We start from the raw sequence: 15,149 nt of genomic DNA, 5'->3' as shown, positions 1-15,149 counted from the left end.
AGCAGACGAATTGGCGACGCAGTGGCACTATTTGATTCAAGGGCGTGAACTGGATAAACATCGAGGGAAGGAGTGGGCCCTGTGCAATAAACTCCCCTCGTCAAAATGTCTAGCTAAAGAGGACGGACAGACGGCGAACGGTCATATCCGTTCACGTCCGCCCGTCTCCAACGATCAAACGTCGATGCGCTAACGTTCAAAAGCATTGCGGCCTCTTGCCTCGTAACCTCACCTCCTTCGAATGATTTGATGACATCGCGGTAGCTATCCGGACGTTCGAGCGTCGGTCTCCCAAACCTCACACCCCGCAGACGCGCCGACGCGATACCCTCCGCCTGGCGCTGCTTTATGTTTTCGCGCTCCACCTGAGCCACGTAGCTCAAAACCTGAAGCACTAGGTCGGCAATAAAAGTCCCCGTAATTCCATTGGGTTGTTCGCGTGTATCAAGCAATGGCATATCGAGCACCACGATGGCAACGCGTTTGTCCGTCGTTAGGCGACGCCATTCATCGAGAACTTCACGGTAGTCGCGACCCAATCGGTCGATACTCTTAATCACCAGAACGTCCCCTTCGCGCAGACGACGAAGAAGACGCTGGTACTGAGGACGCCTGAAGTCCTTTCCACTCGCTTTGTCAGCATAGATCAAATTCGTTTGGACCGGAAACCGCTCCAGCGCATCCAGTTGGCGATCCAGGTTCTGGTCTGCTGACGAAACTCGAGCATACCCATAGATTCTGTTTTTCATGATTGCCCCTATCAGCCGCACGATGGCAGCTTCAGCTCATCTGAGAGCCCACTCACAATAGGGCGTGCAAATTTCGCGAATGGGTTGAACCCATTTTCGGGCTCCAACGTAAGCTATTCAAGCACCGCTTCGACAACGCACGGCGCCAACCTTATACTTTGAAATGAAATTAATCGTTTTTAATTTAGATTAACTAGAATAAAATGAAATTAACCTGAGACGCTAAAGGAGGGCATTGTGGAATACCTCGAAAACCCGTTTACCCCTAGCTTTGGCGAGGTCCCTGCCCATCTCGCTGGCAGACAACAGATTATTCGGGATTTGGACCGTGCCTTCTTGAGCCAGCGCAGACGCCCGGAATTGACCTCGATCTTCTCAGGCGCGCGTGGAACCGGTAAAACTGCTCTCATGTCGTCGCTCGCGACAAGGGCGGAATCCCATGGCTGGATTGCCGTAAAGACGACCGCGCTCTCGGGAATGCTTGAGGAAATCGAGTTCGGGGCCAAACGTGCTGCAGGCCATCTTATCGACCCGTCTAACAACTTCGAAGTCACCGGTCTCGGAATTGCACCGCTCGGCAGCATCGAGGTCAATCGCGTTCACGATGTCTCAACCTGGCGTTATCGCATGAGCGACATCATCGACCAGCTCAACGAGGCGGGCACCGGTCTGCTCGTCACGGTTGACGAGGTGGACCCGACACTCGACGAGATGATTCAGCTCGCAGCGACGTATCAGCACTTTGTGACCGATGGGAAACGCGTCGCCCTGCTCATGGCGGGACTTCCCAACAACGTATCGACGCTACTGAACCACAAGACGGTCTCGTTCCTTCGCCGCGCCCAACAATATCATCTGGGTCGCATTGCCGACTATGACGTGCGCGAGGCCCTAATTCGCACAATCCAGGAAAACGATCGCCTAGCAGATGCTGAGGGAATCGATAGAGCCGTTCGCTCGATCTCTGGTTTTCCCTTCCTATTGCAACTCGTAGGCTACCGTGCCTGGGATCTTACAAGCGATTCGAAGGAAATCTCGTCACGTGACTTTGACCTAGGAATCAAAATCGCACGCGACGAGATGGATGACCGAATCCTCGCGGCAACCTATCGGGAACTCACTGCAGAGGACAAGCGATTCCTCATCGCCATGCTCGATGACGAGGAAGAGTCCACCACCGCTGACCTTGTCGAGCGCCTTAAGCGTTCGCCGCAACAGGTCTCCCGCTACCGACGCCGCATGATAGACGCCGGCATCATTGGAGAACGCGGGCGCGGAATCGTCGCTTTTGAATTACCGTTCTTCCGCGACTATCTCGCCGCTCAATGCGTGAAATAGGCATCGGATGTGACAAAGGGACTGTCCCTTTGTCACATTCTGCTAGAGGTAATGGCCAGTGATGCTTGCGGAGCAGGCAGCGATGTCGCCCGGCGTACCGGTGCAGACGATTTGCCCGCCCGCGTCGCCGCCACCCGGACCCATGTCGATCACGTAATCGGCGTTACGGATAAGGTCGAGGTCGTGTTCGATCACGATAACCGTGGCGCCCTTGGCAACGAGGCCATCAAACACACTCAGCAGCACCTGAACATCGAGCGGATGTAGGCCGATCGTGGGCTCGTCGAACACGAATACGGCATCGTCCTGCACGCGGCCCATCTCGCTCGCAAGCTTAAGACGCTGCGCCTCGCCGCCCGAAAGCGCCGGCGTGGGCTCACCGAGTGTGAGATAGCCCAAGCCCAGGTCGTGCAAGGTCTGCAAGCGCGTCTGGACTTTCTTGAGTCCCAACGTGGCGTCAATGGCCTCGTCCACACTCATATCCATAAGTTGCGGCAATGTAAGTAGGCTCCCGTCCTTGCCCTCGCGATGGATATGCGAGGCCGCGTCTGCATAACGTGAGCCGCGACATGCCGGGCAGACGATCTCGACGTCGGGCAAAAACTGCACGTCGAGTGATATCGATCCTGTGCCATCGCACGTAGGGCAGCGCAAGGCGCCAGTGTTGTAGCTAAATGCGCCTGCCTTGTAGCCGGCTGCCTTGGCCTCGGGCGTGCGGGCGAAGGCGCGACGCAGCTCGTCATGGATATCAGCATAGGTCGCTACCGTCGAGCGCACGTTGGCGCCGATAGGCGTGGCGTCAATCAGGTTGGCGCGTGCGATGCCCTCGGCATCGATCCAGCGCACGTGGCGTGGCAAGCGCTCGCCAGCTGCCTGCGCTTTAAGCGCCGGGATGAGCGTCTCGAGTACCAACGTCGTCTTGCCCGAACCCGAAACGCCCGTCACCGTGACAAGGCGACCGCGTGGTATATCGACTTCGAGCGGTTTGACGGTATGGATGGCATCGGTCGCCATGCGGATATGGCCTTGATCGAACATTTCGTCGTCAGCCACCCGCGGGCGCAAACGCTTGGGGTCTGCGCGCAAAAACGGTGCGATGCGGCTGCCCTGCGATTGTTCGACCTCGTCCACCGTACCAGCGGCGATCACATTGCCGCCGCCTGCTCCGGCAACGGGGCCCATCTCAACCAGATAATCAGCCTCCGCCAACACGCGCGTATCGTGGTCGACAACAACCACGGTGTTGCCGTCGCCCACTAGGTCGCGCATCACACCCACCAGGCCGTCGACATTGGCAGGATGCAGGCCAATTGAGGGCTCGTCCAGCACATAAAGCACACCCGTCGATCGGTTGCGCACCACGCGGGCGAGCTGCACGCGCTGGCGCTCACCCGTGGAGAGCGTGACACCGGCGCGGTCGAGCGAAAGATAATCGAGACCCAAATCGACCAGGCGACGGGCCGCGCCCAAAAATGAATCGCAGATATCCGTCGCCATGGGCTGCATCTCGGCCGGCAAGGATGCGGGCACCCCGCGCACCCACTCAATCGCCTCGCCCAGCGTCATGGCCGCGGCCTGCGCCAGATTGATACCGCGCACCTGGGGCTGGCGCGCAGCCTCGCAGAGACGCGTGCCGCCGCAATCGCGGCATGGGCCCTCGCGCAAAAAGCGAGCCACGCGCTTAAGCCCCTTATCGTCCTTGACCTTGGCGAGCGCATTCTCGACAGTATAGACGGCGTTGTAATAGGTAAAGTCGAGCGGCGTGGCGCCCTCGCCGTTTTTGGGAACGTAGAGAATGTGCTTCTTAACCGCCGGGCCATGGAACACGATATTGCGCTCTTGGGGCGTGAGCTGGTTAAACGGCACGTCAGTGCGCACACCCATCTCGCCGGCCACCTGCTTCATCAGATCCCACATGAGTGTGCCCCAGGGAAGCACCGCGCCCTCGTCGATGGTCTTTGACTCGTCGGGCACCAGGCTCGCCTCGTCCACTTCGCGCATAACGCCGGTACCGCCGCAGGTAGGGCACGCGCCGCCACTGTTAAAGGCAAGGTCCTCGGCACCCGGCGCATAGAACTCGCGCCCGCACGTCGGACACGCGAGCGACAGGCCCGCGGCCACGTTAAGGCTCGGCTCCACGCGCGCCCCGCAATGCGGGCAGACGTGATGGGCGCAGCGGCTAAAGAGCAGACGCAGGCTATTGTTGAGCTCGGTCATGGTGCCAAAAGTGGAACGCACGCCCGGCACGCTGGGGCGCTGATGCAATGCGAGCGCCGCCGGCACGTGCAGCACCTCGTCCACCTGGGCGTGCTCGGCCTGCGTCAGACGACGGCGGGTATAGGTGCTGAGCGCCTCCAGGTAACGGCGCGAGCCCTCGGCATAAAGAACTCCCAGTGCCAGCGAACTCTTGCCCGAACCCGACACACCGGCAATGCCCACGAGCCTTCCCAACGGAATGTCGATATCGATGTCCTTGAGGTTATGGACACGTGCACCGCGCACCTCGATAGCACTTGGTTGTTGCAACACCGTCATCGCTTCCCTTCCTGTTGATCGAATATGACAAAGGGACAGTCCCTTTATCACATTACTCGTGCCATAAAACACGATCTCGAATGTACTCGCCCAGCATGGGCACGGTAAACCGGACGAGGCCGTATCCGGCAGCCTCGATGACGCGCTCGCGAATCAGGCTTGCGCGATATTTGCTCGCCCAACTCTGAGTACGGTCGCAGCGCTCAATGATATCCGCCATACGCGTCGGTTTACCCTCGTCAGCAGCCATGGCCTCGATAAAGAGGCGTTGCGGACTGCGCAATCCATAATACAGGGGCGCGTCGACCGCTTCGTAGAACTCGGAGACGGCATCCGCATGGCCATTCTCGACATCGCACCTTTCAATGACCTGAGAGCCACGCCGGACGGCAGAGCGCCACATGTAATAGCCCACCAACTGAACCATATAGGGATGCCCCATGCTCTTGTGTGCCGCAAGGTCCGCCGTCTCCGCGTCAACGTAAAGACCAGCGTCTTTGACCGTCTGGATATATGAATCGCGCACCTTGGGCAAAGATATCGCCCCCAGCGCACGCTGCTGAGCACGCCGCAAAAACGTTACGCTCGGCTCTTCGAGCAGATCGTCAACCATGCTGGGTAAGCCGGCGAGCACCAGCGCAAGACCGCGCTGATCGCTATCGGACAAGCCCGTGGCATCCTGGTCTCCGAGCACCTGCTGATAGAGAACGGCAAGAGCCGCCAGCTCCTCGATAGACGCAGACTGCGCCTCGTCAATCGCAAACAGTATGCCCTTGCCTGGACCGAGCTTCTTGAGGCGCTCGTTGACCAGCCCTCGTAACGTCTCGCCCTTTGCTCGCGCCGCCTCGACCGACATCCGGCCAAACGACGGCCCGAACTCCATTGACGTCACAACGGGTTTATTCGAGCGAAGCGCGTCGGCTAAGCGGTCGCATAAGCCAAGCGAAGCGGAATCGGAGATAACCGCCCATCCGCGCTCGCTGGCTAGACGTTGCAGCTCCCGCAGGAGAACCGTTTTGCCGCAGCCGCGGTTTCCCGTAATGAGCATGAGCCTACCCGGCGCTCCGGCGCCGTTATCGAGCCCTTCCTCGAAATCTTCGACGACCGACTCGCGACCGATGAGCATCGGAGGCCGCTTGCCAGCCGTGGGCTTAAAGGGATTTGGATTCATGTCGGCCTCCTCGGATTGGCAAACCCTGGTAATAGTTATACCAACTTATACCGAGTTATACCAATAGCATGTGACAAAGGGGTTGTCCCTTTGTCACATGTGGCCGAAAAACTCCGCGTCTGCTGCACGCCAGGGGCGGAAGGTGGCGGGATCGACCTTTACGTGTGCCGCGGCGGGTACGTCGTACCATTTGACCGTGTAACCGGCGCCGTGAGAGCAAAAGACCGAGTCGGGCGTGTTGGGCAGATCGGCCTCGGGCTCATAGGCGGCCGCCTCTATAACGCGCTCGGCATCATGACAGGCCGCATAACCGGCGAACTCCAGGTACAGATGCCCGCGACCGCTCGTGTAGGCAGCCACCTCCAGCGCGTAATCCTGCACCTCGGATGCCGGCACGCGACCCACAAGCTTCGCCCGGTCTCCCGCCATCGCCGGTGGCTCGTACTCGGCACCCATGCGCGTGGCATCCGAGAGCGCCCGGCCCACGCACTCCCCCGGCACCTCAACCTCAAAGTGGTACCACGGCTCCAACAGCACCGCCGCGCCAGCCTCACGCGCCTGCATGAGCCCCTGACGAATCGCGCGGTACGTGGCCTGGCGAAAATCGCCGCCCTCGGTGTGTTTGGCATGCGCACGGCCGCCCGTGAGCGTAATGCGCGCATCGGTCATGGGCGAGCCGGTCAGCACGCCCAGGTGATCGCGCTCCATGGCGTTGGTGAGTGCCAGACGCTGCCAGTTAAGATCGAGCTCGTCGGTCGAGGTCACGGTGCCAAACTGCACGCCCGAACCCGCCGGCAACGGCTCCAGACGCAGATGCACCTCGGCATAGTGGCGCAGTGGCTCAAAGTGGCCCACGCCCTCGACCGGCTGCGAAATGGTCTCCTTATAGAGAATGCCGCCGGGCTCAAACGCAATCGAAAGACCGAAGCGATCGGCCAGCACCCGCTGCACGACCTCGAGCTGCACGGCGCCCATCAACTGCAAGTGAATCTGCTCGAGATGCGTATTCCAGCTTACGCCGAGCATGGGATCTTCGTCCGCCAGCTCAGTCAACGCCTTGAACACCGCATGGACGTCGTATTCGCCCGGCAGCACCGTATAGGTGAGGACCGGCGCAATGACGGGCGCATCGCCCGCGGGCTCCGCGCCCAGGGCGTCCCCCGGGCGAACGTGCGCAAGACCCGTCACGGCACAAATACCGCCAGCAGCAACTTCTTGGGCAAGCTCATACTTCTCGCCGTTATAGATGCGCACCTGGTCGATCTTTTGCTCCCATGCCTCGGCACCGGAACGTCCGTCAATCATCTGCTTGGCATGCAACGTGCCGCCGGTCACTTTAACCCAAGCCAAACGCTCGCCGTGATCCCCGCGGCTGACACGATAGACGCGCGCGGCAAACTCCGGGAGCCACGCCTGTTCGCGCATCAGCGCGCATATGCCATCCAGCAGCTCGTCCACGCCTTGGTCCTTGAGCGCCGAGCCGGCAAAGCAGGGAAAGAGCTTGCGCTCGGCAACCATGCGCGACAGCGTTGCGACAGAAAGCTCGCCCGCTTCAAAAAACTCCTCGAGCGCCGCCTCGTCCAACGCAGCAGCGTCCTCCTGAACGGCGCCGCCCGCCAGCAGTTCGTTGGCATCCAGGCAGCCCTCGGAAAGACGTTGCCTAAGTTGTGCCAGCAAAACATCGCGGCCGGGATTCTCCAAATCGATTTTGTTGATGAAGATGAACGTCGGGATGTCATAGCGCGCAAGCAGGCGCCACAGGGTTTCGGTGTGCCCCTGCACGCCGTCGTTGGCGCCCACAACCAAAATCGCGTAGTCGAGTGCGCGCAGCGTGCGCTCCGCCTCGGCAGAAAAATCGACATGCCCCGGCGCATCCACGAGCATGACGTGGGTATCGCCATGGTCGAGTACGGCCTGCGACGAGAAAATCGTGATGCCACGCTCGCGCTCGATCGCGTCAGTGTCCAGATGCGAATCACCATCGTCCACGCGGCCGCGCTTGCGAATGCGACCCGCGTTGAACAGCATGGCCTCGGCCAGCGTGGTCTTGCCGGCATCGACATGCGCCACAATTCCAACGACCGCTTGCTTCGACATGGCTCTCCTCTTATTGCAAGCCCATCGCACGCGGCAACGGGCATCCTCGTTCCACACTGGATGATACAATTTACGGGCCGGCGGGCGAAGCGGGCCCTATCCCCCGACCGAGCTCATCGCCCCGCGTTGCCGCGCGGCGATTTTCGTAGGTTCGCGCCTTGCGAAAGCCGGCACCTCCCTTTTTTGTCTGCCCGGGGTCATCTGGGACGGTAGCAACGCGAGCCCCACAACAACGCGTTTTACCAAAAATGGCCCCACTCGGGGCCATTTTCATTTCGGTGAAACGCTGGTATGTGACTCGGCCTTTATGCCTCGCGCAGCCAATCAAACGCGACGCGCGGCGTACCGTCCGACACATATACGATACCGGCGCGCTTAAACCCGGCCTTGGCGATGGCTCCCTGCATGGGCAGGTTGTCCTGATGCGTGTCGATGCGCAGGTGATCGGCACGCTCCTTGGCAAAGGCAAACATCGCAGCCGCGATACCGTGCGCGGTGCCATCGGACGCCACGCGATGCAGCACGGCATATGGAGTGTCGCTGCGCCATTGACCGTCCTCAATTACGTCATAGCACTCGTCCGGGCCGGGCAAAAAGGCAAACGTCGCCACCACACGGCCGTCGACTTCGCACACGTAACTGCCACCAGCGGCAATATCGGCAGCCAGCTGCTCGGCCGAAGGCGTGCCCTCGGGCCACTGCGTGGCGTTACCATGCGCGCGCATAAACGCGCGGGCGGCGTCATAGATAGCCATGACGGCGGGAATGTCGGTATCGAGAGTTTTTCTGATCATCACGCGGCGACCTCACGTTTATTGGTATCACATTGATTGGGCAATGATACCAACGTTTTGAGAAGGGCGCGAAGCAGATGGGTAGCAAAAAGCGAGCCGCCTGGTCAAAAGCCAAAAGCGAGTTTTTAGGCGCTGCCACGGGCGGCGATATGAGCGACCTGTTTGCACGCGAAGACGTGCGCCGCGACGCACTAGACGCCGAGCGCGATGAAGCCTGGCGCTACAAGTCGTGCGAGCGCAAAAACCGTTACGACACGCGCGCCGAGGCCGAGGCAGTTATGGCCGACTGCGAAAACCGCGGACGGCGCGGTTTGGCCTGCTACAAATGCGAATACTGCGGCGGATGGCACCTGACGTCGCACCCTTGGAAATAGGCGCCACTTCGGCACGGCACTGACGGAGCGCCAGCTATCGCGCGCAAGCTACGGGCGCGGCGGCACCAAAACATCGTAACGAACGGCCTTGCCCGCAAGTTGATAGCTCGGCTTAACGCCGGCAAGCAGCGGTCCCTTTACCGGCCGCTTGATAACGACCTTGCGCGGGCGCGCCGCAAGCGCAGCTTTAACCAGCGTCTCCTCATCGGCACACGGCTGTTCCAAATGGTGCAAGAGTTGGAACTTCTTTTTCACCGCCGCGCTCTTGGTGCGCTCGGGAAACATGGGGTCCAGATACACCACGTCGGGAGCGGCAAGCTCGCCCTGCCCGATCAGCTCAGCTGTATGGCGAAGGCCAGCAATGCTGTCCTCGCCCGCATGTAAGCGCATACGCGACACGGCAACCGCAAGCGCCGGATCATCTGCCGCGCGATCCAAGGCATCCTTGAGGAGCGCCGCAATCACGCAATCCTGTTCATATAAATCGACGGTAAAGCCCGCGGCCGCCAGCAGCAGCGAATCCTCGCCAAAGCCTGCCGTGGCGTCAATCGCCCATGGCTGCTCGATGCCTTTTGCGCGCGCAGCCTTTACCAGCAGCTCTTGCTGCAGACGACCCTGCTTGAGACGTGGAAGCATGCGGGCAAAATCGGCTCGCAACTCCATCGAGCCATCGGTGAGCGTAAGGCCCTCGGGCTTCCCGATCAGCTCAAGCCCCGCGGCCCGAGCAACAGAAAAGGGATCGACGACGCCCATGGGCACTCCTTCACAAGCAATACGGATACGTGAGCGCCGTTGATGTCGGCACCCAACCGTCCGCTATTGTCCCACATGCGACATGGTCCACAGCATCCCAATGCAAAGCACCGCCATCAATCCCGTGCACACGGCAGCGATCACAGAATCACTCATGCGCCTTCCCAGCGACCGCGGCTCATCCACTTGCCCTGCTCCGTACATCATGGCTCCTCCTTCGGTCCAGCTCTTACCATGGCCTCATCATCGCAGCGCCGCGCATGCGCTGCCATCGATTTGACTTACGTCCAGCTTTCCTTTTTGAAAGGTTGAACCGTGCAGGCAAGAGACGCTTTCAGGCGCATGCATCGCCGCGTTGAACTACAATGTGCTTCACCATATGTGCAGCACATAGGGTGCGCCAGGTTGGCGTACTCGTATCGAAAGGACCAGCCATGAGCTTCACTCGCAAGACACTCAAAATCCTTGCCCTGATTTATTTTGTTCTGGGCATCGCCAGTCTCGTCATGGGAATCGCCGGCATCGCGACCGGCAAGTTCGAGTCCACCTACGGATCGAACGCCATGCTCGCCGCGGTCGTGCTGGTCGCCAAGGGCCTCATCGATCTTGCCGCGGGCGTTGCGGGCATCAAGGGTGCCAACAAGCCTTCGCAGGTTGACGGCGCGTTTAAGCTCGGTATCGTTGCTGCAGTCGCCACGCTTGCCCAGGCGGTGCTCACGCTTCCCGCGTTTGGCGGCGACGCCATCAACTTTGGCGCCTTTGTCATCGTGGTGTACGACCTGTTCTTTGTTCAGCAGGCGCACGCCGTCAAGGCCGAGAACAAGGACCGCCTGTAAGCGCTCGCTTCTCATAGCCTCTGCAGCCAAGCAACTAAAAAGGGCCGATCGCACATCTCCGCGGTCGGCCCTTTGCATTTGCCCAGATAAAACCTGCCAAAATAAACCTGTCCCTTTTTGGTAGGTTAGTGGCGGTACTCGGCGATGATGAAGTCGATGTCGGTTTGAAGGTTGTCCAGGTTTGCCAGGCGCTCTTTGTCGGCGGGGCGCGTGCGGTAGTAGTACGGTGTCATCTGGAACACCGCCTCGATGTCGGCCTGGGTCTGGAGCGTAATATTCGCAGATACCCGCTGCGTTCCGACCAACTCGAGCTCGGTAGTCTTCGGCAGCTTCTCGTCATTGAGATATGGCGTGTCGTAGAGCACCTCTTTGAGCCCAAACAGATGACGGGCACCCGGCACCACGGTGTAGAGCGAGCCCTCGGGCGCCAGCACGCGGGCAAACTCGCGCTCGTTAAAGGGGGCAAAAAGCTCGGTCACCATATCGAAGGCACCATCGGCCACGGGGATATCCTTCATATTGGCCACGAAATAGGTCGCATCGCCGCACTTGGCGGCCAGACGCACCATCTCTTTGCCCAAGTCGAACCCGTAAGCATCCACGCCCGGCACCGCACCCATGGCGCTCGTGTAGTAGCCCTCGCCACAGCAAATATCGAGCAAGGTCATGGGGATGTCCGTAGACGCCGCACGCTCAGACGCCTGCTCGCGCACCAGCTCGACCATCGCATCGCGCAACGGCGCATAGTAACCGCGGTTAAGAAAGTCGCGACGGCTGCGCGCCTGCGACTTGGGATCGCCCATGGAGTCGCCGCTCTTGGACGAGCGCAGCAGATACAGATAGCCCTCGCGCGCACGGTCAAACCGGTGTCCGCCCGCGCATGCAGCACCGCGCTCGTCGTCTACCAACGGCTCATGGCAAACGGGACACAACAACATGGCAACTCCTTAGCGCGAACAACACAACGCCCACCATTGTCGCACGCCTTCCCCGCCTAGTCATTGGGGACGTTCTTGAATGACTAGTCGTTTAAGAACGCCCCCAATGACTAGTCGATTAGGAGTATCATCGTCTGCGCAAATAAGCACGATATAGCATGTTAGAGATTGAGAGCGCATGGCTGATACCGTATCTAAGCACATTGACATGACCACCGGATCGCTGTGGCGCAATATTCCCCTGTTCGCCTTCCCCGTGGCCGCCACGAGCATCTTGGAGCAGCTATCGAACCTCATCGCCACGGTCATCATCGGTAACTTCTCAGGCGACCAGGGAACCCTCGCCATGGCGGCGGTTGGCTCCAATGTTCCGCTTACCAGCCTTATGATCAACCTATTTATTGGCCTGTCGCTTGGCTCCAACGTGGTCATCGCCAACGCTATCGGCCGCAACGATCAGAACATGGTCAGCCGCGCCGTCCACACCTCGATTCTCATGGCGCTTGTGGGCTTTGTCGTCATCGCGCTGGGCGAGATCTTTGCCGAGCCCATGCTCGCCGCGCTCAACGTTCCCGCCGAAACCATGCCGCTCGCCTCGCTCTACCTGCGCGTCTTTTTGCTCAGCATGCCCTCGATCTTGCTCTACAACTTTGAGGCCGCGATCTTCCGCTCCGTCGGCATCACCCGCATGCCGCTGCAGGCGCTTGCCGTGTCCACCGTCCTCAACATTGGCCTGGACCTCATCTTTGTCCCCGTACTCCACTGGGGCGTCGCGGGCGTCGCCATCGCCACCGCCATCGCCTACACCGTCAGCGCCGCTACGCTCTTTATCCGTCTGCTCAAGACTGACTCCGTCGTCCGCGTCACTCCACGCGACTTAGGCTTAGACCCCGTCGCCCTCAGGCGCATCGTCAAAATCGGCCTGCCCGCCGGCATCCAGAGCGCCGTCTTTGCCGTCGCCAACATCATCATCCAGTCCGCCATCAACAGCTTGGGCACCGAGGTCATGGCGGCATCGAGCGCCGCCATGAGCCTGGAGTACGTGTGCTACAACCTGCTCAACAGCTTTAGCCAGGCTTGCACCACCTTTGTGGGGCAAAACCACGGTGCCCGCCAGATCGACCGTTGCACCAAGACCCTTAAGGTCTGCCTGGTCGAAGGCGGCATCGTCGCGCTCACTACCATCGTTATCATCGTCGGTCTGGGGCGCGAGATCCTAGCGCTGTTTAATAGCGACCCCAACATCGTCTCGATCGGCTATATCCGTGTGTGCTCGATCTTCCCGGCATACGCCTTTAGCATGTTCTACGAGAATATGTCCGGCTACCTGCGCGGCTTTGGCATCTCGCTCATGCCCGCCCTCATCACCATGATCTGTGTCTGCGGCATCCGCTTCTACTGGGTATTCTGCGTGTTCCCGCACTTCCGCACCTTTGCGAACATCATGATGGTCTACCCCATCAGCCTGGGCACCACGGCATTCTTTATGGTCGTGGCGGTATTGCTCTGCCACCCAGCACGCACCTATCGCGCCGCCCAAGTCAAAGCGACTGCCCGCTAAACACCGCACTCAACGTCACGCCAGTCATTAATTGACAATATGAGAGCTCATATAGTCGATAAAGCGCCTCGTGGCGATGGGCATGGTGTCCCAGCTGCGCCAGGCGGCCACCACGTCGCGCGAGGGGGCATGCACGATGGGCCGCACACAAATATCGGCTCGCATGCCCTCCACAGTACGACGGTAGAGCATGCTCACTCCTAGGCCCTCCTCCACCATCGCCATAATGGTGTAGTCGTCGGTCACCTCACTCGTCACGTGCGGCGACAGCCCGTGCGCCGCGAATGCATCGAGCACCAGGCTCTGTTCGCCCTCATCCAGCAGCACAAACGGTTCGGACGCCAGGTCGGCAAGCGTCACCTTTTCCTTTGCCGTCAGCGGATGGGCGGACGGCAACAGTGCCACCAACTCGTCGTGATAGACCACGCGCTTCTCGAGCCCAGCGGTAAATCCGCGCGCCGTAAAACAAAAATCAACCACGCCATCGTGTACCCATTGAGCGTTGCACGTGTAATCGCCCTGCTTGAGAGTAAAGCGTACGCCAGGGTGTAGAGCCCCAAAGTCGCGAATCACGCGCGGCAGTACGGTGCGGCTCACGTTAGTAAACGTCGCGATACGAATATCAGTCGAGGAGAGCCCCAGCAACTCCTGGCGTTTGCCCTCAAGCTCGGCCTCGGCAGTTACGATCTGTCGCAGATACGGCAGGTACTGTTTGCCGTCGCGCGTAAGCGAAACGCCCTGCTTGCCGCGCTCGATAAGCGTGGTACCCAGCTCGCGCTCGAGCGCCTTGACGGCCTGGCTCACCGCACTTTGCGTATAGCCCAGCTCGTCCGCCGCGCGTTTCAGGCTACCGCAATCGACCACCATACACACAATCTGATACCGCGATGCCATCGTGCCTCCACATCGATATAGCCTTAAAACGTTTTGCCAGGGCTTTTTCTTCTAACATTAGTATTTCTTAATCATACTGAAGATACATTCGCTTTACTACATCCATATCTGGGAGCAGAATCCTTTTTACGAAACCGTTCTGTAACAAAGGAGTCCCATGGATCGCAAAAAAGCAATCGCACTCTCATTTTCCGTTCCCTTCGCATGGGGCTTTTCGTACCCCCTCATGAAGATCGGCATGGACAGCATGAACGCCACGAGTATCGTTGCGCTGCGCTGCATCATCGCCTTTGCGGCCTGCCTGGTGCTCTTCCACAAGCGCGCTTTCCGCATCAACCGCGACCTTATGGTCCGTGCCGCCATCATCGGCGCCATCATGGCAACCGAGCTCACCTGCATGTGCCTGGGCTCCAGCCTCACCTCGGCTTCCACCGCCGGCTTTTTGCAGAGCCTGACGGTCGTGATCGTACCGTTTGCCAACGCGGCCCTGCTGCGTCGCGCCCCCGAGCGCAAGGTGCTCATCGGCACCGCCATCGTCACCTGCGGCATGCTTTTACTCTCGGGCGCCGACTTTACCAGCCTGAATCCAGGCGCGATCATCATGCTGCTCTCGGCCTTTATCTATGCCGGCCACATTATCGTAGCCAAGCGCTTTGTCGAAGAAGTCGATCCGCTGGCTCTGGGCGTTTGGCAGCTGGGCTTCGGTGGCTTGTTCTCGGGCATCGCCGCATGCGCCTTTGGCGGCTTTACGCTTCCCAGCACGCCGAACGAGATCGTCGTTGTCGTTGCGCTCGCACTCATCTGCTCTGCCTACGGCTTTATCACCCAGACGCTCGTGCAGCCCCACGTACCTGCCGAGACCACCGGCTTCGCCTTCTCGCTCGAGCCGGTCTGCTCCGCCGTCTTCTCGTTCTTCCTGGTCGGCGAGGTCCTGAGCGCCATCGCCTTCTTTGGCGCCGCCCTCATCCTCACCGGCGTCATGGTGGCAACCGTCGAGCTTCCGCGCCTCCGCGCACATGGACAGGCTCGCATGGCAGGAGCGCCCGAGCACGTCTCGTAGACCCCGCTCTTCATACAGCCGCGGCATAAAGGCAACCGGTGCGCCTTTA

General features: G+C 60.0%; 13 protein-coding genes. 5 read left to right on the top strand and 8 right to left on the bottom strand.

The annotated features are described in order from the left end of the window. Window positions 1–113 precede the first annotated feature (113 nt). Window positions 114–749, bottom strand: a complete 636-nt coding sequence (locus ACGHIZ_RS03095; RefSeq protein WP_118267929.1) for a recombinase family protein — start codon at window positions 747–749, stop codon at window positions 114–116. A gap of 408 nt (window positions 750–1,157) precedes the next feature. Between ACGHIZ_RS03095 and ACGHIZ_RS03090 the strand changes: the two genes are divergently transcribed. Continuing rightward, window positions 1,158–2,087, top strand: coding sequence for an ATP-binding protein (locus tag ACGHIZ_RS03090; RefSeq protein WP_199576900.1), 930 nt, complete (start codon window positions 1,158–1,160; stop codon window positions 2,085–2,087). A gap of 42 nt (window positions 2,088–2,129) precedes the next feature. Here ACGHIZ_RS03090 and ACGHIZ_RS03085 read toward each other — a convergent pair whose 3' ends face one another. From ACGHIZ_RS03085 to ACGHIZ_RS03070, 4 genes are all read right to left on the bottom strand, one after another. Next, window positions 2,130–4,622: an excinuclease ABC subunit UvrA gene (locus ACGHIZ_RS03085; protein ID WP_390449105.1), complete on the bottom strand. Its 2,493-nt coding sequence runs from the start codon at window positions 4,620–4,622 to the stop codon at window positions 2,130–2,132. Between the two features lie 52 nt (window positions 4,623–4,674). Further along, window positions 4,675–5,793, bottom strand: coding sequence for an AAA family ATPase (locus ACGHIZ_RS03080; RefSeq protein WP_390449102.1), 1,119 nt, complete (start codon window positions 5,791–5,793; stop codon window positions 4,675–4,677). A 93-nt stretch (window positions 5,794–5,886) separates the two neighbouring features. Continuing rightward, the gene (locus tag ACGHIZ_RS03075; RefSeq protein ID WP_390449099.1) at window positions 5,887–7,890 is read right to left on the bottom strand and encodes a GTP-binding protein; all 2,004 of its coding nucleotides are present in this window, start codon (window positions 7,888–7,890) and stop codon (window positions 5,887–5,889) included. Between the two features lie 305 nt (window positions 7,891–8,195). Then, window positions 8,196–8,684: a GNAT family N-acetyltransferase gene (locus tag ACGHIZ_RS03070; RefSeq protein ID WP_390449096.1), complete on the bottom strand. Its 489-nt coding sequence runs from the start codon at window positions 8,682–8,684 to the stop codon at window positions 8,196–8,198. Window positions 8,685–8,761: 77 nt separating this feature from the next. Here ACGHIZ_RS03070 and ACGHIZ_RS03065 point away from each other — a divergent pair, with 77 nt between their 5' ends. Continuing rightward, window positions 8,762–9,058 (top strand): hypothetical protein, encoded by a 297-nt coding sequence (locus ACGHIZ_RS03065; protein ID WP_117629603.1) that lies wholly within the window; start codon window positions 8,762–8,764, stop codon window positions 9,056–9,058. A gap of 48 nt (window positions 9,059–9,106) precedes the next feature. Here ACGHIZ_RS03065 and ACGHIZ_RS03060 read toward each other — a convergent pair whose 3' ends face one another. Continuing rightward, entirely contained in the window at window positions 9,107–9,811 is a 705-nt protein-coding gene (locus ACGHIZ_RS03060; protein ID WP_390449093.1) for a class I SAM-dependent methyltransferase, read from the bottom strand. A 434-nt stretch (window positions 9,812–10,245) separates the two neighbouring features. Here ACGHIZ_RS03060 and ACGHIZ_RS03055 point away from each other — a divergent pair, with 434 nt between their 5' ends. Continuing rightward, window positions 10,246–10,647: a hypothetical protein gene (locus ACGHIZ_RS03055; protein WP_390449090.1), complete on the top strand. Its 402-nt coding sequence runs from the start codon at window positions 10,246–10,248 to the stop codon at window positions 10,645–10,647. 125 nt (window positions 10,648–10,772) lie between these two features. Here ACGHIZ_RS03055 and ACGHIZ_RS03050 read toward each other — a convergent pair whose 3' ends face one another. Continuing rightward, window positions 10,773–11,585, bottom strand: coding sequence for a putative RNA methyltransferase (locus tag ACGHIZ_RS03050; protein WP_390449087.1), 813 nt, complete (start codon window positions 11,583–11,585; stop codon window positions 10,773–10,775). Window positions 11,586–11,763: 178 nt separating this feature from the next. On the opposite strand from ACGHIZ_RS03050, the gene ACGHIZ_RS03045 reads away from it, so the two are divergent. Continuing rightward, entirely contained in the window at window positions 11,764–13,146 is a 1,383-nt protein-coding gene (locus tag ACGHIZ_RS03045) for an MATE family efflux transporter (protein WP_390449084.1), read from the top strand. A 27-nt stretch (window positions 13,147–13,173) separates the two neighbouring features. Here ACGHIZ_RS03045 and ACGHIZ_RS03040 read toward each other — a convergent pair whose 3' ends face one another. After that, window positions 13,174–14,040, bottom strand: a complete 867-nt coding sequence (locus tag ACGHIZ_RS03040; protein ID WP_390449081.1) for a LysR family transcriptional regulator — start codon at window positions 14,038–14,040, stop codon at window positions 13,174–13,176. 157 nt (window positions 14,041–14,197) lie between these two features. Here ACGHIZ_RS03040 and ACGHIZ_RS03035 point away from each other — a divergent pair, with 157 nt between their 5' ends. Then, the gene (locus ACGHIZ_RS03035; protein WP_390449077.1) at window positions 14,198–15,100 is read left to right on the top strand and encodes a DMT family transporter; all 903 of its coding nucleotides are present in this window, start codon (window positions 14,198–14,200) and stop codon (window positions 15,098–15,100) included. Window positions 15,101–15,149: the final 49 nt, after the last annotated feature.

The sequence above is a fragment of the Collinsella sp. i05-0019-G5 genome, from assembly GCF_042851345.1.
In the GTDB taxonomy this organism is placed as follows: Bacteria; Actinomycetota; Coriobacteriia; order Coriobacteriales; family Coriobacteriaceae; genus Collinsella.
Note: the sequence above shows the minus strand (reverse complement) of the source record. Positions and strands in the feature narration are given on the sequence as shown.

Bases quoted from the DNA above. Each gene is read 5' to 3' on its own strand.
- ACGHIZ_RS03095 (WP_118267929.1), bottom strand. From the start codon at position 749: ATGAAAAACAGAATCTATGGGTATGCTCGAGTTTCGTCAGCAGACCAG.
- ACGHIZ_RS03090 (WP_199576900.1), top strand. From the start codon at position 1,158: ATGTCGTCGCTCGCGACAAGGGCGGAATCCCATGGCTGGATTGCCGTA.
- ACGHIZ_RS03085 (WP_390449105.1), bottom strand. From the start codon at position 4,622: ATGACGGTGTTGCAACAACCAAGTGCTATCGAGGTGCGCGGTGCACGT.
- ACGHIZ_RS03080 (WP_390449102.1), bottom strand. From the start codon at position 5,793: ATGAATCCAAATCCCTTTAAGCCCACGGCTGGCAAGCGGCCTCCGATG.
- ACGHIZ_RS03075 (WP_390449099.1), bottom strand. From the start codon at position 7,890: ATGTCGAAGCAAGCGGTCGTTGGAATTGTGGCGCATGTCGATGCCGGC.
- ACGHIZ_RS03070 (WP_390449096.1), bottom strand. From the start codon at position 8,684: ATGATCAGAAAAACTCTCGATACCGACATTCCCGCCGTCATGGCTATC.
- ACGHIZ_RS03065 (WP_117629603.1), top strand. From the start codon at position 8,762: ATGGGTAGCAAAAAGCGAGCCGCCTGGTCAAAAGCCAAAAGCGAGTTT.
- ACGHIZ_RS03060 (WP_390449093.1), bottom strand. From the start codon at position 9,811: ATGGGCGTCGTCGATCCCTTTTCTGTTGCTCGGGCCGCGGGGCTTGAG.
- ACGHIZ_RS03055 (WP_390449090.1), top strand. From the start codon at position 10,246: ATGAGCTTCACTCGCAAGACACTCAAAATCCTTGCCCTGATTTATTTT.
- ACGHIZ_RS03050 (WP_390449087.1), bottom strand. From the start codon at position 11,585: ATGTTGTTGTGTCCCGTTTGCCATGAGCCGTTGGTAGACGACGAGCGC.
- ACGHIZ_RS03045 (WP_390449084.1), top strand. From the start codon at position 11,764: ATGGCTGATACCGTATCTAAGCACATTGACATGACCACCGGATCGCTG.
- ACGHIZ_RS03040 (WP_390449081.1), bottom strand. From the start codon at position 14,040: ATGGCATCGCGGTATCAGATTGTGTGTATGGTGGTCGATTGCGGTAGC.
- ACGHIZ_RS03035 (WP_390449077.1), top strand. From the start codon at position 14,198: ATGGATCGCAAAAAAGCAATCGCACTCTCATTTTCCGTTCCCTTCGCA.